This window comes from Ruegeria sp. CI1 (assembly GCF_056536925.1).
This window is the reverse complement of sequence record NZ_JBQFQP010000021.1, coordinates 1-19691: the sequence shown is the minus strand read 5'-3', so window position 1 is coordinate 19691 and position 19691 is coordinate 1. Positions and strand designations below refer to the sequence as shown.

19 protein-coding genes are annotated in these 19691 nt (G+C 59.3%); 16 read left to right on the top strand and 3 right to left on the bottom strand.

All coding sequences use genetic code 11. The features are described from left to right. Positions 1-84 precede the first annotated feature (84 nt). Genes ACR0LZ_RS19760 through ACR0LZ_RS19730 form a run of 7 tightly spaced genes read left to right on the top strand, consistent with a single transcriptional unit; the run spans position 85 to position 7702 of the window. Positions 85-1107, top strand: a complete 1023-nt coding sequence (locus ACR0LZ_RS19760) for a succinylglutamate desuccinylase/aspartoacylase family protein (RefSeq protein WP_480751857.1) — start codon at positions 85-87, stop codon at positions 1105-1107. After that, positions 1108-2568, top strand: a complete 1461-nt coding sequence (locus ACR0LZ_RS19755; protein WP_480751856.1) for an aldehyde dehydrogenase — start codon at positions 1108-1110, stop codon at positions 2566-2568. A gap of 35 nt (positions 2569-2603) precedes the next feature. Next, the gene (locus ACR0LZ_RS19750) at positions 2604-3971 is read left to right on the top strand and encodes a Rieske 2Fe-2S domain-containing protein (RefSeq protein WP_480751854.1); all 1368 of its coding nucleotides are present in this window, start codon (positions 2604-2606) and stop codon (positions 3969-3971) included. Next, on the top strand, positions 3968-4609 hold the full coding sequence (locus ACR0LZ_RS19745) for a hypothetical protein (protein WP_480751852.1): 642 nt from the start codon (positions 3968-3970) through the stop codon (positions 4607-4609). The genes ACR0LZ_RS19750 and ACR0LZ_RS19745 overlap by 4 nt, the downstream gene beginning before the upstream one ends. After that, positions 4600-5226: a hypothetical protein gene (locus tag ACR0LZ_RS19740; protein WP_480751851.1), complete on the top strand. Its 627-nt coding sequence runs from the start codon at positions 4600-4602 to the stop codon at positions 5224-5226. The genes ACR0LZ_RS19745 and ACR0LZ_RS19740 overlap by 10 nt, the downstream gene beginning before the upstream one ends. Continuing rightward, positions 5226-6416, top strand: coding sequence for a YlbE family protein (locus tag ACR0LZ_RS19735; RefSeq protein ID WP_480751850.1), 1191 nt, complete (start codon positions 5226-5228; stop codon positions 6414-6416). Before ACR0LZ_RS19740 ends, ACR0LZ_RS19735 begins: the two co-directional genes overlap by 1 nt. Beyond that, positions 6413-7702 carry an amidase gene (locus tag ACR0LZ_RS19730; RefSeq protein WP_480751849.1) on the top strand — a complete coding sequence of 430 codons (1290 nt, stop codon included), beginning with the start codon at positions 6413-6415 and terminating at the stop codon, positions 7700-7702. The genes ACR0LZ_RS19735 and ACR0LZ_RS19730 overlap by 4 nt, the downstream gene beginning before the upstream one ends. A gap of 84 nt (positions 7703-7786) precedes the next feature. Here the strand turns inward: ACR0LZ_RS19730 and ACR0LZ_RS19725 are convergent, their stop codons facing one another. Next, positions 7787-8128, bottom strand: a complete 342-nt coding sequence (locus ACR0LZ_RS19725) for a winged helix-turn-helix transcriptional regulator (RefSeq protein ID WP_480751847.1) — start codon at positions 8126-8128, stop codon at positions 7787-7789. Positions 8129-8310: 182 nt separating this feature from the next. Between ACR0LZ_RS19725 and ACR0LZ_RS19720 the strand changes: the two genes are divergently transcribed. Next, positions 8311-9276: an MBL fold metallo-hydrolase gene (locus tag ACR0LZ_RS19720; protein WP_480751845.1), complete on the top strand. Its 966-nt coding sequence runs from the start codon at positions 8311-8313 to the stop codon at positions 9274-9276. A gap of 234 nt (positions 9277-9510) precedes the next feature. On the opposite strand, the gene ACR0LZ_RS19715 is transcribed toward ACR0LZ_RS19720, so the two are convergent. Next, positions 9511-10422, bottom strand: coding sequence for a LysR family transcriptional regulator (locus ACR0LZ_RS19715; protein ID WP_480751843.1), 912 nt, complete (start codon positions 10420-10422; stop codon positions 9511-9513). Positions 10423-10606: 184 nt separating this feature from the next. Here ACR0LZ_RS19715 and ACR0LZ_RS19710 point away from each other — a divergent pair, with 184 nt between their 5' ends. The 4 genes from ACR0LZ_RS19710 to ACR0LZ_RS19695 all read left to right on the top strand — a co-directional run bounded on the left by ACR0LZ_RS19710 (position 10607) and on the right by ACR0LZ_RS19695 (position 14106). Next, positions 10607-11623, top strand: coding sequence for a TRAP transporter substrate-binding protein (locus ACR0LZ_RS19710; protein WP_480751841.1), 1017 nt, complete (start codon positions 10607-10609; stop codon positions 11621-11623). Between the two features lie 66 nt (positions 11624-11689). Continuing rightward, complete coding sequence (locus ACR0LZ_RS19705; RefSeq protein WP_480751839.1) at positions 11690-12253, top strand: TRAP transporter small permease; 564 nt, start codon at positions 11690-11692, stop codon at positions 12251-12253. Continuing rightward, positions 12253-13593 carry a TRAP transporter large permease gene (locus tag ACR0LZ_RS19700; protein WP_480751837.1) on the top strand — a complete coding sequence of 447 codons (1341 nt, stop codon included), beginning with the start codon at positions 12253-12255 and terminating at the stop codon, positions 13591-13593. Before ACR0LZ_RS19705 ends, ACR0LZ_RS19700 begins: the two co-directional genes overlap by 1 nt. A 24-nt stretch (positions 13594-13617) precedes the next feature. Further along, positions 13618-14106 carry a universal stress protein gene (locus tag ACR0LZ_RS19695; RefSeq protein WP_480751835.1) on the top strand — a complete coding sequence of 163 codons (489 nt, stop codon included), beginning with the start codon at positions 13618-13620 and terminating at the stop codon, positions 14104-14106. A gap of 118 nt (positions 14107-14224) precedes the next feature. Here the strand turns inward: ACR0LZ_RS19695 and ACR0LZ_RS19690 are convergent, their stop codons facing one another. Further along, entirely contained in the window at positions 14225-14860 is a 636-nt protein-coding gene (locus ACR0LZ_RS19690; protein ID WP_480751834.1) for a LuxR C-terminal-related transcriptional regulator, read from the bottom strand. Between the two features lie 218 nt (positions 14861-15078). Between ACR0LZ_RS19690 and ACR0LZ_RS19685 the strand changes: the two genes are divergently transcribed. The 4 genes from ACR0LZ_RS19685 to ACR0LZ_RS19670 are packed head-to-tail and all read left to right on the top strand — an operon-like array spanning position 15079 to position 19407. Continuing rightward, positions 15079-16320: a pyridoxal-phosphate-dependent aminotransferase family protein gene (locus tag ACR0LZ_RS19685; RefSeq protein ID WP_480751832.1), complete on the top strand. Its 1242-nt coding sequence runs from the start codon at positions 15079-15081 to the stop codon at positions 16318-16320. A gap of 29 nt (positions 16321-16349) precedes the next feature. Next, complete coding sequence (locus ACR0LZ_RS19680) at positions 16350-17546, top strand: malate--CoA ligase subunit beta (protein ID WP_480751831.1); 1197 nt, start codon at positions 16350-16352, stop codon at positions 17544-17546. Beyond that, positions 17546-18436: a succinate--CoA ligase subunit alpha gene (gene sucD / locus ACR0LZ_RS19675; protein ID WP_480751829.1), complete on the top strand. Its 891-nt coding sequence runs from the start codon at positions 17546-17548 to the stop codon at positions 18434-18436. Before ACR0LZ_RS19680 ends, sucD begins: the two co-directional genes overlap by 1 nt. Next, positions 18436-19407 carry a 2-hydroxyacid dehydrogenase gene (locus ACR0LZ_RS19670; RefSeq protein WP_480751933.1) on the top strand — a complete coding sequence of 324 codons (972 nt, stop codon included), beginning with the start codon at positions 18436-18438 and terminating at the stop codon, positions 19405-19407. Before sucD ends, ACR0LZ_RS19670 begins: the two co-directional genes overlap by 1 nt. The last annotated feature ends 284 nt before the right edge of the window (positions 19408-19691 follow it).

The following is a 19691-nucleotide window of genomic DNA, read 5'->3' as shown; positions in this document are numbered from 1 at the left end:
CACATGATTACAGCATTTTTACAATTCACTTGCAAAAAAATTATGCTAGAAGAATGCAGGTTATCGTTATCGGATGTATCTGGAATGCGTTTGCACGATTTGGACAGCAGGCTGAAATCGACCATCGACCTGGAAAAGCCGGGTTTTCAGACGGGCGATCTGATGCTGCGCTGGTCGGACAACACCAACCCTCTGGGGTATCATCCGATCCCGATCATGAGCTTCAAAGGCGGCACGGGACCAACAGTTCTGATCGTTGGCGGCACTCATGGGGACGAGTTCGAAGGGCCGGCCGCAATCATGCGACTGGCGGAGGTGCTGGATGCGGTGCAGTTGAACGGTCAGGTTCTGCTGGTTCCAGCGCTGAACGCCCCTGCCCTGGCCGCGTCGACGCGGGTTTCGCCTTTGGATGGCGGCAATCTGAACCGTGCCTTTCCCGGCGACCGGGATGGCGGCCCGACCGAGATGATCGCGGATTTCATCGAGCGGGTTCTGATACCCCGGTGCGACGCGGTGATCGATCTGCATTCGGGCGGCAAGGCGTCTGTCTTTGCCACATGCACGCTGGCCGGACCGTATCAAGACCCGGAATTGACGGAGCGTAGCCGGAAGTTGGCGCAGTGCTTCGGCCTGCCCTTGGTATGGGTGCTGGGCGAACACAATGACGACCGCTCGGTCAACGCGGCGGCGGTGCGCGCCGGTGTACCGATGATCGCGGCGGAACTGGGTGGCGGCGGCGGCGCCGATCCGCATATCACCGACCAGACCGAAGCCGGTTTGCGCAACTGCCTGATCCATCTGGGCCTGCTGCCGGGGAAACTGCGCGAACCGCCCCTGCCCCGTCATGTTCATATCGCCTCTCCGCTGCATTCGGTCTTTGCCCCGTCGGACGGGCTGTTCGATCGCCTTGTGAGCGCGGGCGAAACGGTTGAGGCAGGTCAACTGGCCGGAACCCTGCGATTCCCGCTGGAACCTGCGCGAGACCCCATACCACTGCCCTTTCCCGAAGCTGGCTTTGTTCTGGCGCATGGCAACCGGGGGATGGTGCGCCGGGGTGAAATGCTGGCGCTGGTGGCGCAAGACCTGCCCGCAACCGGGGGAGGATGAATGCGCATATACGCTCCGTTCATAGATGGCCGCTCGCTCGGCTGGTCGGGGCCGGTACTGGACAGTACCGACCCCGCAACCGGTCAGGTCTGGAGCCGGGTTGCCAGATGCCGCGCGGTCGAGGCCGACCTTGCCGTGCGGGCGGCGGACCGGGCCTTTCGAACCGGGCACTGGGCCGGGGCGGATACCGGGGACAGGGCGCGAATGCTGGAGCAACTGGCTGATGTGCTGGAGGCCCGCTGGGAAGAGCTGGTCGAGCCGGAAATCCGCGACAATGGCAAACGCATCACCGAAGTGCGCGCGCAATTCGCCGGGCTGCACAGCTGGTATCGCCATTTCGCCGCTGAGGCGCGCAACTTGGGACCGGAGCGTCAGAATAACGCGGTCGCGGGGGTCGAGAGCACCGGCTATCACCTGCCTTATGGCGTGGTGGTCGCCATCACCCCCTGGAATTCACCGCTGATGATCCTTGCGTGGAAGCTGGCCCCGGCGTTGGCGGCGGGCAATACGGTAGTGGTCAAACCGTCAGAGATGGCTTCGGCCTCGACACTTGAATTTGCCCGTATGGCACACGAAGCAGGGCTGCCAGGCGGTGTGCTGAACGTGGTGACCGGTCTTGGGCACGAGGTGGGTGAGGCGCTTGTGCGCCATCCGTTGACACGAAAAGTCACGTTTACCGGTTCGGATCTGGGCGGCCGCAAGGTGGCCGAAGCGGCGTCGGCCGGGGTTGTACCCACAACGCTGGAGCTGGGCGGCAAGTCGGCCCAGGTGGTTTTCGCCGATGCCGATATCGAAAACGCGGTGAACGGGGTTCTGTCCGGCATCTTTCTGTCCAATGGTCAGACCTGTGTCGCCGGATCGCGGCTGATTGTCGAAGCCCCGATTGCCAAGCGGTTTGTTGACCGCTTGCTAAAGCGCGCGCAGGCGCTGCGGATGGGCGACCCGATGGACCCGAATACGCAGGTCGCGCCGCTGGCCAACGAGCCGCACCTGCGCAAGGTGCGCTCGATGATCGTGCAGGCGAAGGATGACGGCGCCACGTGCCTGCTGGACGGATTGGCAACGGCGCGGGGGCGGGAGGGATTTTATGTCGGACCCACGATTTTCGCCGATGTCGCGCCGCATATGCAGCTGTGGCGCGACGAGGTGTTCGGGCCGGTTCTGGCTGTGACCACATTCGAAAGCGAAGCAGAGGCCATCGCGCTGGCCAATGACAGCGATTATGGCCTGGCGGGCGGGGTCTGGACCTCGGACTCAGACCGGGCCGCGCGGGTGGCGGCATCCATCGAAGCGGGCACCGTTTACGTCAACCATTACCGTAGCGTCGATCCGTCCAGCCCCATCGGCGGAATGAAGCTGTCCGGGTATGGGCGCGAGCTTGGCCCGGAGGCAATCAAGGATTTCCTGCAGGTCAAGTCGGTCTGGACCGGCAACGCGCCGGTGCCAGACCCGTTCCCCTGACCCAAAACGGACCGAACGAAGTAACGGAGGAACCCATGAACGATCTTTTTCAGGCGCCCGAGGGCAATTTTCGCGGTCACGATCAGCAATCGGTTTGGGGCCAGGCGCATGACCCGGAACTGACCGAGGTCGGCCCCGGCACGCCGTGCGGTGAATACCTGCGCCGGTTCTGGATGCCGGTGGCGATGACCGACCAGATCGGCGATTTGCCTTATCGCATCCGCATTCTGGGCGAGGATCTGGTGCTGTTTCGGGAGAAGAAAGAGGGTCGGCTGGGCTGTACCCATCTGCATTGCTGTCACCGCAACATGAGCCTGGAATTCGGGATTGTCGAAGAGGGCGGCATCCGCTGTTCCTATCATGGGTGGAAATACGGGCTGGATGGCACGGTTCTGGAAACGCCCTGTGAACCGCCCGCCTCTCAGGTCAGGAAAAAGGCCTGTCTGGGGGCCTATCCGGTGATCGAATACAAGGGGCTGGCGTTTCTTTATATGGGGCCAAGCGCCGAGCGCCCGCCTTTCCCCGTCATGGACACCTTTGATGACGAGGGGGACGAGCTGGTGCCCTATCTGATCAAGTCGCCCTGCAACTGGCTGCAGGTGATGGAAAACGCCTGGGATCCGTTTCACGTCGTTTACCTGCATACCAAGGCCGCCCGCGTGCAGTTTCACGAGGCGTTCGCCCATATGCCGATGATCGAGTTCCACGACAGCCAGACCGGCGATTTCTATACCAATGTGCGGCGCGACGGCGATTTCATCTGGGTGCGGGTGCATGATCACATGCTGCCCAGCTTTACCCAGAATGGCGGGCATTTTCCGATCCCCGACCGGTCGCGCTATTTCGGGCGTGGCGGGCTGACCCGCTGGATCACGCCGATTGACGACACCAACACCATGGTCATCGCCTGGCGGCATTTCCGCGAGAACCGGTTCAACGACGATCCGCGCGGCATGACCAATCGCGATGAGGTGGGTTACGGCAAGACCGATTTCTATGGTCAGGGGCCGGACCGGCCCTATGAGATGCGCCAGCGCGATCCGGGCGATTATGACGCCTGGGTCAGCCAGGGGCCGATCAACGTGCATGCGCGCGAGAACCTCAGCTTTACCGACCGCGGCGTGGCCAAGGCGCGGCGCATGGTGCGCAACGCCATCCGGGCGCTGCAAAAGGGCGAGAGGCCGCCGCAACCCACCGACAATTTCGACGCGGTGATCCCGACCTATGCCGGCGATACGGTGCTGAAAATTCCGCTGCAGGAGGGCCGCGACGACGGCGCGCTGCAAAAAGAAGTGTCCTTTAAGGTCGCCGAGATCCTGAAATCCGGTGACCATCTGCAAGGCAAAGCGCGCCGGGAATTCATCGAAAACGCGCTGAGGGACTATGAGGCGGGCTGGGCATGAGCACACGTATTCCGCACAATCCCGGCCGGGTCGACTGGTCGGGGGAAAACCCCGGCATCTATCTCAAGCAGGACCCGGATCAGGATCACTATGATACGCTGGCGCTGTTCTTTCGGGTGGTTCTTTCACCCTATGGGCGGGGCCATGCGGCCATCGTTCTGGGCGCCCCGGACGAGGCGCGCGGCTGGCCGCATGCACCGAACCTGATCATGACCGACAATCAGCGCATGATGCGCTGGATCGTCGATGGCTGGGTGACAAGGATGCCGACCTTTGTCGGCAAGGCCGGACTGGATGCCATGAGCTGGCTGGATTGTGACAGTGTCGAAAAGCGCCCCGGCGATCTGAAAGGCAGGTATTCCGAAACCCTGCGCGGGTCTGGTGTCACGCTGGAGATGATCTGGCGCGACATGGGGCCGCCGCTGCCGGTCGAGGTCACCAAGGAGAACTCGGCCACCAAGGCGCATGAGATGTATTCGGTGTTTTTGGAGGCGCGGGCAGCCGAGGTCCGGATCAACGGCACCCCCCTGCCCGGTCAGGTGGCCAGCCGCCAATTCTTTGGCCGCACCATGTCCACGGCCTTTCTGGCCTTTTCCGAAACCTGGGTCACGCCAAAGGAGGACATCCGATGCCGCTGAACGAACCGATTACTCCGGGCGTGGTTGACTGGACCGGTGAAAATCCGGGGATTCTGCTGAAAAACGACGATGGCAATTTCAGCGCCATGGCGCTGTTTTTCCGGGTGGCATGGTCACCGGTCGGTCAGGGGCAAGTGCTGTTGCTTTACGGAACCCCGGATCAGGTCGAAGGGCCGTCCGGCGCACCCAATATCATCCTCAGCGACAATCCAGAGCTGACCGCGTTCCTGAAGACGAACTTCATCAGCAAGCTGGCGGCCTTTGCAAACGCACCCGCCTTTGCCACCCTGCCCGAGATCGGCGCGCAGGCCGTTCGCAGTTCGGGCGATCCGATGGGCCACCGCTATACCGAGACAATTGCCGGAGAAAACCTGGTGGTGGAGCTTGTCTGGGAAGGGTTTGAACCGCCGCGCGCGCTGGAACTGTCGCCGCATGAGGTGGCCTCGGGCGAGCAGAACATGTTTTCGCTGCTGGTGCCGGCGCATTCGGCGCAGATCATCGTCAATGGCCGCGCGCTGCCCGGCAAGCTGGGCACACGGGTTCAGGCCGGGTACGAAACGACGACCGCGTTCCTGTATTTCTCGGAAACATGGATCATTCCGCCGGAGGGGGCGTGATGCTGCATCCTGCCGATCAGCTTGCATTCGACAAGGCGATGGTGACCCAGCCGGTCTGGAACCGGTTCAACACCGCTGCCGATGCGGTCAAATTGCCGGACAACGTGCTGCTGCATGCCGGCCCGGCCTTTGCCAGCCCCGATCAGATCGCCGCGCCGATTCTGAACTCGGCCTGCGTCGCCTCCGTTTGGGAAGGGTTGGCGCGGGATTTCGATCAGGCGGAGGCGATGATCCTGGCGGGCGAGATTGTGCTGGAACCGGCGCAGGACCATGACGTCGTCACCCCGCTGGCGGCGGTGGTTTCGGCGCATATGCCGCTGCACACCATCTATGACGCCTGGCGCGGTCAGCAGCGAGTGTTCACGCCGATCAACGCCGGGTCGCGCCCGGCCATGCGGCTGGGGCTGCGGTCCGAGGCGGTGCTGGCGCATATCCGCTGGCTCAACACACGGTTTCTGGAGGTTCTGGAAAACGGGCTGGCCGAAGGCATCGCGCTGGTGCCGCTGGCCGTGACCGGGCTGATGGGCGGAGACGACTGCCACGGGCGAACCCCGGTTGCCACCGCTGCGCTGGTGGCCGAGCTGAAGGACCGCACACCGAACGGCATTGCAGACGAAGATTCCCTGGAGTTCATGGCCGGTTCGCCATCGCTGTTCCTGAACCTGTGGATGGCGGCGACCAAGATCATGATGAAACTGGCCGAAGGAATCGAGGGATCGAGCTTTGTCACGGCCGCGGGCGGCAACGGGCGCGACGTGGGTATTCAGATATCGGGGTTGCCGGGGCAATGGTTTACGGTTCCGGCCACCCCACCCAAGGGCCGGTTCGATGTCGATTTGCCCGAGGATCGCGCCCTGGGAGCGATCGGCGACAGCGCCGTGGTCGAGGCCTTTGGCCTGGGCGCGATGGCCATTGAATTGAGCCCCGAGCAGAAGAAAGGCTTGCAAGCCTTCCTGCCTGCAAACGCGGCGGCCCGCACATCCGGGCTGTCGGTTGGCGCGCATCCCTATTTCGGCGCGCTTGATCTGCGGCTGGGCACCACCGCGCGCGGTGCGGTCGCACAGGGGGCGGGGCCGGTGATCGGGCTTGGCATCCTTGATAGGCTGGGCGAAGCGGGGCGTCTGGGAGGTGGCATTTATGACATGCCGGTCGACCCCTTTGCCGCCGCCCTGAAAGCGCTGGACGCATGAGCGAACTGAACCGGTACCGCGCCTATGAGCTTGCCGCCATGATCCGCGATGGCGAGGTCAAACCGTCAGAGGTGATGGCGGCGCACCTGGACCGGATCGGTTCGCGGGAACCCGTGATCGGGGCATTCCAAAGCCTCGATGCGGAGCGCGCCATGGAGCGGGCACTCGCCGCCGACACTCTCCCCGTCGGCGGGCCGCTTCATGGCGTGCCCTTTGCCATCAAGGACATCATTGACACAAGGGACATGCCGACCGGATGGGGCAGCGATCTGTACGCCGACCGCCGCCCCGAGCAGAACGCCGCCTGTGTTGACGCGTTTCTGGAGGCCGGGGCGATCCCGCTCGGCAAGACGGTGACCACCGAGTTCGCCTATTTTCGCCCCGGCAAGACAGCAAATCCCGCCAACCCGGCGCATACGCCCGGCGGGTCTTCGTCGGGTTCGGCCGCGGCGGTGGCCGATTTCATGGCGCCGCTGGCCTTCGGTTCGCAAACGGCGGCCTCGCTGATCCGGCCCGCGGCCTATTGCGGTGTCTGCGGATTCAAGCCGACGGCGGGGCGGTTCGATCTGCGCGGTGTGATGGGTCTGTCGCACAGCCTGGATACGCTTGGAATTCTTTCACGCGACCCTCGCGATCTGGTGCTGGCCGACAGCGTTCTTCGAGGTGCCGAGCTGCCTCCGGTTCCGGCTTTCGATGAAGGTTTGCCAAGGATCAGCCTGATGCGTGGACCACATTGGCAGGACGGATCGATCGAAATGCGCGACGTCTGCACAAGGGCGTTGGCCGCCATCGCCGGGACCGGTGCGGAAACGGGTGAGATTGCTCATCCCGCTGTTTTTGAAGGTCTGGTCTGGGCGCATATCGTTGTCATGGGCTATGAGACCGCCCGGCAGCGGGCGCGGGAATACGAGATCGGCGAGCCGGGAATAAGCCCGCAATTCCACGCCCTGATCGAGGCGGGACACCGGGTCGACGAAGCGGAGTACCACGCAGCGCTGGACCTGCGGGATCGGGCAAATGCGATTTTTGATCAGTTGTTTATGGATGTGGACGCGATGTTGGTTCCTTCGGCGCCCGGTCCCGCGCCCAAGGGTCTGGCGGCGACCGGCGATCCGCTGTTCTCGCGCATGTGGGCGTTGTTGCAGGTGCCCTCGGTTGCGCTGCCGTTCGGGACCGATCCGCAAGGCTTGCCGTTGGGCATACAACTGATCGCCCCGCGCGGACATGACGACCGCTTGCTTGACATCGCACAATGGATGCATGGCGTGCTGCAACAGTCTTGGTGAAGCTTCTCGATCCGGACCGAAGGGCTGCTGTTTCGCGCGTTCAACCGTGGCCCGGGTGAGCGAGATCCACACCTGATCTTGGCATCACAGGGTGGTCAGGTCATCGAAGTTTGCGATGACCCAGTTATCAAGCGTTCTGACCACACTGGCCAGCGAATGCCCAAGCGGTGTCAAACGATAGTCCACGCGAGGTGGCACTTCTCCGTAATCGTGGCGCGCGACCAGATTGTATTTCTCCAGCCGTTTGAGTGTCTGCGTCAGCATCTTCTGAGACAGGCCCTCGATCTCTCGCATGAGTTCCGAATTCCGTTTTGGCCCGTCGATAAGCAACGGAATGACAAGCAGCGACCACTTATCGCCAATCACCGCGATGATTTTCCGGGACGGGCACAGCGCGATATATGGGTCGGGTTTGATATCAAGCATTTGTGACCTTTCGACAGGAACCAGAAGGTGCGTACTTTATCATTGGTTCTTATCATAATATCGTCTCTCACATGTGATGCAACAACAAGATTCACTCGAAATCGGAAACCCTGTGGACCGGCCAGGTTGCTGACGGACCCGCTGCTGGCGCGCAGGGCAGTTGAATAGAAAGGAAAACCGATATGGTAAACGTCACGCGAAGAATGGTTCTGGGAACTGCGGCGGTCGCCGCGACTGCCGCGACCATGCCCGGCATGGTCGCGGCCAAGGCGCCAAAGGCATCCGGTCAAGCACCGGGATTTTACCGCAGAAAAGTGGGGGACGCCCAGGTCACCGCATTGCTGGATGGCTACATCGACGTTGCCCACGGGTTCTGGACCAACATCGAACAGGCAACAGTCGAAGACCTGGCTGCCGCTGCGGGTTTGCCGGCATCGGGAGCGATCCGAATTGGTGTCACCTCATACCTCATCAATCAGGGAGATCGCCTGACATTGGTGGACACCGGGTCTGCAGACTATTTCGGCCCAACGGCCGGGCAGTTTCTGACAACGCTGGCGGCGGCTGGATACACTCCGGATCAAATAGATACGATCCTTATCACGCACATGCATCCTGACCACATAGGTTCAATGCTGTCCAACGGCGCTGCGGTGTTTCCGAATGCCGAAATCCATATCTGCGGAACAGAGTTCGACTATTGGACGTCAAGCAGCGAACAATCAGCCGCACCGGACTTTGCCAAGCCCTGGTTCGACGCGGCAAAGGGCGTGAAGGCAGCTTATGATGGCCGGATCAAACTGTTCACCGGTTCCCCCGAAGTTATACCTGGCATTACCGCGGTGCCTTTGGTCGGGCACACGCCGGGTCATACCGGATACCGGTTGTCCTCGGCTGGAGAAGACCTGTTGATCTGGGGCGATGCCTGTGGTGTGGCCTCGGTTCAGTTTCAGCATCCCGAAGCGGGTCTTGCCTTTGATGTCGATGGGGCAACGGGCAAGGCGACCCGCGCCTCACTTCTGGACATGGCAGCCGGCGAGGGCGTTTTGGTCGCTTCGGCCCACTTGCCTTTCCCGAGCTTTGGCCGTGTTCTTCGCTCGGGTTCGGCATACGCATGGCAGCCTGACGAGTACCGGTTCGAGGTTTGATCTGATCCAACACGCCAAGGCCAGTCGTTGGGTTGCCATGGGCGTGTAGAAAGGGGCAGCCAGCATTCACTTGCTGGTTGCCATAGGGCATTTCTGCGACAGGCAGAGCCGGATGAACCCCAGGATTTCACAATGCACGACTATCGCCTGGAAGCCATTTCCAAAGACATTGGCATATCCAGAACCCGACGGCTGACAAGAAAACCAGAGCGGATCAATTCCGGGTGAAAGCCATCATTGCTTGGCAAACATATCATCTGCATGCGCGCTAAGGAGGCTTTCGAGGAACGCATTGAGACGACGACCCTTGGATGCGCTGCGCCGGACGATCGCGGACATCTGCGAGACGAAACGGGTTCCCTTGCACGGGATCTCGCGCGCCAGCCCGGCCTCGATGAATGGATAGGCCGTGTGGGTTGGCAGAAACCCGAGATAGCGTCCTGACAGAACAAGAAGGGCAAGCGCTTCTTCATTTTGGACGAATGCGGATTTTCTCAACTTGAGTTTCTGGTGCACCGACATGTTCGGTGAGTTGAAGCTCAACCCGGCAAACGAAAATGCTCTTAACGATTTCAGTTCGAACTCTTCGCGCGGATCGTCAAACAGCTCGTGCCCCTTTCCACAATAAAGACGCATGTCTTCCTGATAGAGGTTCGCATAGTTGAGCATCGGCGATTGCCGGTGCAAAGGAACGATTCCCAGATTGAAGCGCCCGTTGATCACACCCTCTTCGATGATGTTAGGGGGTTCCATGGATATATCGAGCGTCACACCCGGCGCCCTGCTTCTGAACAAGCGAATGGCCCCAAAGACGTTTGCGCCCGGGTTCGTCGAGGAGTGATCGAAGATCGCGATCTTGAGCTTTCCGGTCAGAGCAGTGTGCGCTTCGTCGATCTGTTCCTGAAACTTGTCGATCGCAGCGAACAGGTCTTCGGCTGCGTCCAGAACATGCTGCCCGTCGGATGTCAGGGAAAAACCTGCCGGCCCCCTGTGGCAAAGCTTGAGGTTCAGACGCGTTTCCAGATCGGAAATATGCTTGCTGATAGTCGAGCGGCCGATGTTCAGCTCGAACTCGGCCGCGGTGAACCCACCGCATGCAACGACGGTGCGAAAAACCTCCAACAGCCGGATGTCTACGTTCGCCACGCGCGATATGATCGATTTTCGCGAGATAAAAGGTTTCCTGTTTATCAAACTTTGCTTCGATTACTTTGTATTACCTGAACGGTAATTGCAAATTATATGTTTTCCATTGGATTTCGGCGCGCGGCATTGCTGTGTCTGTCGCCTGATCCAGCAAGACAAAAAGTCCAACTCCGGAGGAGACTTTATGACACTCATCAAAAACCTGTCATCGTTTGCGATTGCTGCATCAGTTGCGGCTTTTGCTCTTACGGCCCCCGCTCAGGCCAAAAACTTCAAAATCGCGGTGGGCGACAGCGGCGGATCAAGCCAGGAAGCCACGGGTCTGGCATTCAAGGCGAAACTTGAGGAATTGTCCGGCGGCAATCATACCGCAACACTGTTTCTGAACGGCCAGCTGGGCTCGGAACAGGACACCGTGAACGAGGCTGCGATCGGCACGCTGGACATGTCGCTGTTGGCGATCAACAACGTGACACCGTTTTCGCCCTCTGTGGGCGTGTTCACGCTGCCTTACGTCATTCTCAGCCTGGAAGACGCCGAAACGCTGACCCAGGGCCCAATCGGTCAGGAACTGACCGAAAACACCATCAATGACGCAGGCGTGCGCATCATTGCCTGGACCTATACCGGCTTCCGCCGGCTGACCAATTCGAAAAAGCCGGTCAAATCGGTTGCCGACCTTGAAGGCCTGGTCATTCGCGTCCCCAAGAACGAGATCATGATCGACACCTACAAAGCCTGGGGCATCAGCCCGACGCCGATGGCATGGTCGGAAACTTTTGCGGGTCTCCAGACCAAGGTTGTGGATGGTCAGGACAACCCCTACACCACCATCAACGCGATGAAGTTCTACGAGGTGCAAAAGTACGTCACGAACATCCGCTACATCTTCTCGATTGAACCGCTGATCATTTCCGAGCAGGTCTTTCAGGACCTGTCGGCCGAAGATCAGGAAATCATCCTTGAGGCTGGCAAAGCGGCAACCGCGGCATCGGCCCAGTTCCTGCGCGACAAGGAAGCCGAGATCAAGCAGATCCTGCTCGACAAGGGCATGCAGATCGATGATCCGGAAAACAACGAGCAGGAATTCATCGACCTGGCGACCGCTGCCGTTTGGCCGAAGTTCTATGAAAGCATCGGCGGCGTCGAAAAGCTGAACGCGGTGCTGGCCGCGATCGGTCGCGACCCCGTCTCGGAATAATATCGCTCAACAATAACAAATGGCATGCGCTGAACCGGCGCATGCCGCACTGACAGCGAGGGGCCCATGAAAAACTTCTGGGGTGTTTTAGACAATATCGAAAGTTATCTTTGCCGGTTCCTGCTGGCAGTGTTCGTGTGTCTGCTGTTCCTTCAGGTCGTGGTGAGAACGTTGTTCAACTTCTCATTCTCCTGGGTGGAAGAGCTTTCGGTTTATATGTTCGTGTGGTTCGTGTTCTTCGGAGCCAGCTATGCGGCCAAGATGGGCGCCCACAACCGGGTGACCTTTCAGTTCAAGTTCCTTCCGCCTCGCGCAATCAAGTTCATCGAGGCATTCGCCGATCTGTTCTGGATCTGCTTCAATGTCTATTTCGTTTATCTGGCGCTGGATTTCATCTTCAACCGGATGAACAAGTTCCAGTCCTCACAGACCCTCGGGTTCCACCTGAGCTGGGTATATATCGTTCTGCCGATCGCGTTCACCCTGATGACAATCCGCATCATCCAGGTGAACTACAAAAAGATCGTCCTGGATGAGGACCTTCGCGATCCCGATGCAATCGATCTGGAAGAAGTACGCGCCGAATTCGGCGGCGACGCAGCGCACGCTGCAAGCGAGGAGGACAAGTGATGGGCGTGGAAATCGTTTATATCCTGTTTGGCGGCTTCCTGCTGCTTTTGTTCATTGGCGCGCCGATCACGGTGGCGCTTGGCGTTTCGACGATGATCACGTTTCTCGTCCTTGATGAGAATCCGATCAAATTCGTGCAGATCGCGTTCACCTCTGTCGGGTCTTTCCCGTTGATGGCCTTGCCCGCCTTTATTCTGGCCGGAGCCTTGATGGAGGCATCAGGCCTGTCCCGGCGGTTGATTTCCGTGGCCGAAAGCTTTGCCGGTCCGTTCACCGGTGGCATGTCTGCCGCAACGGTGTTTGCCTGCCTGTTCTTCGGCGCAATCTCGGGTTCTGGCCCGGCAACGACCGCTGCGGTCGGTATGCTGATGATCCCGGCCATGATCGACCGCAAGTATGACCGGGATTACGCGTCTGCGATCACCGCGTCATCCGGGGGTCTTGGTATCGTCATTCCACCATCGATTCCGCTGATCATCTTCGGCATTGCCGCCCTTGGCATGCCCGCGCCGCCGGAGGCCGTGGCCGAGCATGGTACATTCCAGACGGTTTCCATCCCGAAACTGTTCATCGCAGGATTCTTCCCCGCCTTTCTGATCGCCGGCAGCCTGTTAATCATGAACTACATCCTGGCCAAGAAGAACGGTTACAAGGGAACCACCGAAGGCTGGTCCGCGCGCCACATCTGGTGTGAAATGTACCGCGGTTTCTGGGCGCTGATGGCACCTGTCGTGATCCTTGGCGGTATCTATTCGGGTTTCTTCACCCCGACAGAAGCCGCGATCGTCGCGATCTTTTACACTCTGGTGGTGGGTACGTTCATCTATCGGGAATTGTCGTGGCACAAGCTTTTCACGTCACTTGAAACGACAACCTGGCTGACAGGCCGTGTGTTGTTGATCATGTTCACGGCGACGGTCTTTGGGCGGTTGCTGGTCGAAAATCAAATTCCGGCCATCATCGCGCAGGGGATGCTGTCGGTCACCGACAATATCTATGTGATCTGGACCCTCGTGATCCTGTTCCTGCTGTTCGTCGGAATGTTCATGGAAACGCTGGCCACGATCCTGATCCTTGTACCGGTCATGCTGCCGGTTGCCTACAGCGTTGGCATCGATCCGATCCACTTCGGAGTTGTCATGGTCTGTACCCTGGGTATCGGCTTTCAGACGCCACCATTGGGAGAAAACCTGTTCATCGCGTCGGGGATATCCAACATTTCCATCGAGCGGATATCAGTGGCTGCGCTGCCGTTTGCCTTCATCAACACTGTGGCAATCTTCATCATCGCGTTTTTCCCTGAAATCTCGCTTTGGTTGCCTCGGGCGTTCGGATACTGAGCGGCAGATGAAAGGAACTGAACAATGTTACCTCAGATAAAAGACATCCTGTTCGCGACCGACCTGTCGGCAAACGCAGACAATGCTTTGCGCCACGCCATTGCTTTGGCGCAGACGCATGATGCAAGAGTTCACGTTCTGCATGTGACCGAACCGTTGACTCAGGACGCAATCATGACGCTGCGGATGTTCATCCAGGATGATGCATCGCGAAAGCATGCGATCAGGGAACGGCACGCGTCCATAAAGGACATGCTGAAGGCAAACCAGAAGGCCTTTGTCAGTTCGCTGAGCAAGGAAGAAAAGCAGGCCTACGAAAAGGTTGCGTCAGTTGAACTGGTCGATGGTCACCCGGCGGAAGCGATCCTGCAAAGAGCCAAGGACCTTGATTGCGGGCTGATCGTCATGGGAACGCATGAACATGGAACGGGTCACACATTTATCGGTACCGTCGTCAAACGGGTGCTTCGACGATCCAGAATCCCGACACTTGTCGTACCTCATGTGCACTAGAATTACCCTCCTGGACTGAACTTAGGCGGCCAAACGGTCGCCTTTTTTTCAGCGATCTTTAGCGCCATGGCGGCCCTTCTGGTGTTGGCACCTGATAGATGCAGTGGCTTTGAATCCCCTACTGTTTGATGTCTGAGAATTTTGAAGAATAGTAGTAGGCAATAGCCTGCGCCCGGTTCTTGACCGACAGTTTTTCATAAATGTTCGACAGGTGAAATTTCACCGTATTCGTGGAAATCTGCAGGTCCTTGGACAGGTCGCGATTGGACATGCCTTTGGCAAGGGCCTCAAGAATGGCCCTTTCCTTTCGTGACAGGCTGTCTAACGGGTTTCGTTGCATCTTTCGGACATCGATGAAGGGAAAAACCATCTTGCCCGCCGCAACATCGACGCAGGTTTCCAATAACCCTTCGACTTCGCCAGAGCGCGCCGCAAAACCCGCGGCACCCGCCTGCATCGCCAGACGCGGCACATCACCAACTTCATCCCCGTAGATGACAAAACGCGGCGCGTTTTCCTGCTCTCGCAGCACTTCTATGAGTTTCGCGGCGCCCAGAACCGGCAAATCCCAAGCGACGATGCAGACCTTTACCGGCACCCGCATCACCGCGCCCAGGAAGCCCTCGGCAGTTGCCGATGTTGCGACCAAAGAGAATCGGGGATCGCGTTCGAAGATCTCGGACATCGCCGATAACACCAGCGGATTGTTGTCAGCGAGCATGACGGCAATTGGAGAACGCTGAGTTCCAGTCATTGTAATTCCACCTAAAATTTTCAAAACCTACCCGTTTTGGCAGTAGGTTTCTTTGTATGCATCGGTATCCTTACCAGTTTGGGTAGGTTTTTCCCCATCTATTTGGAAGCCCCGTAGCAGTAGTAAGTTACGTTGCGGACCAAAGCAAGTATCGCTTTTCTACACGTCAGCGAAAGACACGGGGCCAGCAATTGCCCCTGATGAAGTGGAGGCCGTCAATGACGTTTCAGATTTTCCCCCAGCTCGAAATCCCCGAGACGTTGGCGGCTGGCCCCGGGCCGGGTAACACGGATGCCCGCGTGTTGCAGGCATTCTCCGGCGCCGGAGTGGCCGATCACATGCAAGCAGACGTTCTGCGTGGAATGGTCGAATGCAAGCACATGCTGCGCGAGATCTGGGGCACCAGAAACGCGTATACCTTTGCTGTGGCCGGCACCGGCTGGAGCGGGCTGGACACCATGTTCTCGGCCGTCATGCCGGGTGACAAGGTTGTCGCTTTCTCGAACGGAACCTTTTCGGGCATCGACTCGCTGACACTCCGGATCAAGGCAGCAACACCGCAGGAACACGCCGCCGATCCACTCGATCCGAAAGCTGCCAGCGTAATCGTCATTGATGTACCGCACGGCCAGCCGGTCACCGCCGAAACAATCGAGGCCGCTTTGGCCGAGCACAAGCCGAAGTGGGCCTTCATGGCGCATTGGGAAACCGGTTCAGGCCGTATCAACGATCTGCGCGGGTTCTCGGATGCGTGCGAACGCCATGGCGTCATGGGGCTGATCGATGCCGTCTCGTCGCTTGGGGTCGAGAATTTCCGGATCGACGATTTTCCCGGTGTCGCCGGGTGGGCCTCGTGCCCACAAAAAGGTTTGTGTTGCCTGCCGCTGACCTATGCGCCCGTCAGCTTTACCGCTGCCTACATCGACTCGCTGAAAAGCACCGGCGCTTACACCTATGTGCACAACCCGATTTTCGAGGCGCGCCATTGGGGAATTGTCGATGGTCGGGATGTCGAAAAGGGCACCTATCACCGGACCCATTCAGGCTATGCCGTCGCTGCCTTTCATGAATCACTGCGCCTCACCCTGCAGGAAGGACTGGCAAAGCGGTCAAATGCGTACCGGACCCACAAAAACGTTCTGCGCGATGCCGTAACTGCGATGGGATGCGAAGTCACATCGGACATGCCCAGCCTCGTCGTACTCAACCTGCCGCCGGAACTGGCCGGCCGTGAAATGGAACTGGTCCAGAACTGCCGCGCGCGCGGCTTTGGCATATGGCCGACACTGAGTGCGCCAGTACAGGTGCGGATCGGTATTCTCAACCAATTGAACCGCCAAGCCGTCAGCCGGATCGTGCGTCTGTTTGCCGAAGCCCTGCGGGAGCTCGGAGGTCAGGTGGACAACGACGTCGTCGAGGCTTTGCTCGAGAGCCGTTACGGCACTTCGATCGCCGCCTGAATTGCGCTGCAGAAAAGAGAGAACTCCAAATGGACATTCATGAGTATCAGGCGAAAGAAATTCTTTCGAATTTCGGGGTCGAAGTTCCTTCGGGAGCGTTGGCCTACAGCCCGGAGCAGGCCGCTTATCGCGCCCGCGAATTGGGCGGCGACAAATGGATCGTCAAGGCACAGGTCCACGCCGGCGGTCGCGGCAAGGCGGGCGGCGTCAAGCTTTGCAATAGCGAAGGCGAGATCTACGAAGCATGCGATGACCTGTTCGGTCGAAAGCTGGTAACCCATCAGACCGGCCCCGAGGGCAAGGGCATCTATCGCGTCTATGTGGAAAGCGCGGTGCCGATCGATCGCGAGATTTATCTTGGTTTCGTGCTTGATCGCTCCAGCCAGCGGATCATGATTGTTGCATCCTCTGAAGGTGGCATGGAGATCGAGGAGATTTCGGCGCAAAAACCCGAAAGTATCGTGCGCTCCACAGTGGAACCGGCAGTAGGTTTGCAGGAATTCCAGGCCCGGGAGATTGCCTTCAACCTTGGTCTGGAACCCCGCCTGATTCAGCAAATGGTCCGCACATTGCAAGGGTGTTATGCCGCATTCAGTGAGCTGGACGCGACCATGGTGGAAATCAATCCCCTGGTAATCACCGGCGACGATCGGGTTCTGGCGCTTGACGCCAAGATGAGCTTTGACGACAACGCCCTGTTCCGTCATCCGCAAATCTCTGAACTGCGCGATAAAAGTCAGGAAGACCCGCGCGAAAGCCGTGCGGCAGATCGCGGCCTGTCCTATGTCGGGCTCGAGGGCAATATTGGTTGCATCGTGAATGGCGCCGGCCTTGCGATGGCCACGATGGACACGATCAAGCTGGCTGGTGGTGAGCCTGCCAACTTCCTCGACATTGGCGGCGGCGCTTCGCCCGAACGGGTGGCCAAGGCGTTCCGTCTTGTCCTGACAGACAAGAACGTTCAGGCGGTGCTGGTCAATATCTTTGCGGGCATCAACCGCTGTGACTGGGTTGCCGAAGGTGTCGTGCAGGCGCTGCGCGAATTGCAGATCGATCTGCCCGTCATAGTTCGCCTTGCCGGAACGAATGTCGAGGAAGGTCAAAAGATTCTTGCGAAATCGGGCCTGCCAATCATCCGTGCAACAACTCTGATGGAAGCCGCCGAACGCGCCGTGAGCGCGTGGAAGCACGATCTGACCCATAACACCCAGATGAGGGCCGTGTAATGAGCATTCTTCTCGATCGCGAAAGCCGCGTAATCGTTCAGGGCATAACCGGCCGCATGGCAAGGTTCCACACCAAGGACATGCTGGAATATGGCACCAACGTTGTTGGCGGGGTTGTTCCCGGCAAGGGCGGCGAAACCGTCGAAGGCGTTCCGGTCTTTGACACGGTCAAACAAGCCGTCGAAGCAACCGGCGCCAATGCCAGCCTGGTGTTTGTACCACCGCCGTTTGCCGCGGATTCGATCATGGAAGCCGCTGACGCCGGTATCCGCTATTGCGTATGCATCACCGACGGAATTCCGGCGCAGGACATGATCCGCGTCAAGCGTTACATGTACCGTTATCCGAAAGAGCGGCGCATGGTTCTGACCGGCCCCAATTGCGCAGGTACGATCAGCCCGGGCAAAGCGCTGCTGGGGATCATGCCGGGCCATATCTATCTGCCTGGCCCTGTCGGCATCATCGGGCGTTCGGGCACGCTGGGTTATGAAGCGGCCGCGCAGTTGAAGGAACGCGGCATCGGTGTTTCGACCAGCGTCGGAATTGGCGGCGACCCGATCAACGGCTCGTCTTTCCGCGACATCCTGGAACGCTTCGAGCAGGACGAGGACACCGAGGTGATCGCCATGATCGGAGAAATCGGCGGACCTCAGGAGGCGGAAGCCGCAGAATATATCCGCAATCACGTCACAAAGCCCGTGGTGGCCTATGTCGCTGGCCTGACCGCTCCCAAAGGGCGAACGATGGGCCATGCTGGTGCGATCATCTCGGCCTTTGGCGAAAGTGCGTCGGAAAAGGTGGAAATCCTTTCGGCCGCAGGCGTGACCGTGGCTGAAAACCCCGCTGTGATTGGCGAAACCATCGCCCGTGTCATGGGAAAGGCAGCGTGATGGTCAAACCCTCTGTCCTTGTCACCCGTCGTTGGCCCGCCGCCGTCGAGGCGCAACTGATGGAGAGCTATGACGCAGTTCTGAATACCGGGGACAAACCTTTGACCCCGGCGGAAATTCGCGAAGCGCTCAAACGGTATGATGCGGTCCTACCGACTGTGACCGATACACTGAATGCCGAAGCACTGGACGTACCGTCGGCGCAAACCAGGATCCTGGCCAACTACGGTGTTGGGTACAGCCACATTTGCGAGCCTGCGGCACGCGACCTGGGAATGACCGTCACCAATACGCCCGACGTGCTTTCAGAATGTACTGCCGATCTCGCGATGACGTTGTTGCTCATGGTTGCCCGCCGAGCAGGCGAAGGAGAACGAGAGTTGCGCGCGGGCCAATGGACAGGATGGCGGCCCACACATCTTGTCGGCACCAAAGTCAGCGGCAAGACATTGGGCATCATCGGTTTCGGTCGAATCGGCCAGGAAATGGCCCGTCGCGCCCATCACGGGTTTGGCATGAAAATTCTTGTACAGAACCGGTCGCGTGTCTCGTCGGAGATTCTGGATCAATGCAATGCCGCGCAGGTCGACACCATCGACGACTTGCTGCCGCAATGCGATTTTGTCTCGCTGCACTGCCCCGGAGGTGCCGCCAACCGGCATCTGATCGACGGTCGCCGCCTCGACTTGATGAAGCCTGACGCCTATCTGATCAATACCGCCCGCGGCGAGGTCATCGACGAACATGCCCTGATCCAGGCCCTCATGTTTGACACCATCGGCGGCGCAGCGCTCGACGTCTTCGACGGAGAACCCCACGTCAGCCCGGACCTGTTGCATTGCGACAATCTGGTCATGCTGCCCCATCTGGGAAGCGCCACCCGAGAAGCGCGCGAAGCCATGGGATTTCGCGTTCTGGACAATCTGAGCGATTTCTTCGAGGGACGCCCGCCGCGTGACCGGGTGATCTGATACAGACAACGTCTTGGGCAACAGGCAGGTACGGGTCAAAACGGCTTTCGCAAAGTGATTGTGACGAGGTCCAGACCTGCTCTGCCCCTGCCCCTGCCCCTGCCCCCCAGTTTTGCTGTTCCGGACCGGAACGACCAACACAATTCGAAAGGTTTCGACATGAATGCCCCCTATCGTACCGACGATTTTTTCACCCAATCTCTCGCGGATCGTGATCCTGAGCTTTACGGCTCGATCGCGTCGGAGCTTGGCCGTCAGCGCGACGAGATCGAGCTGATCGCGTC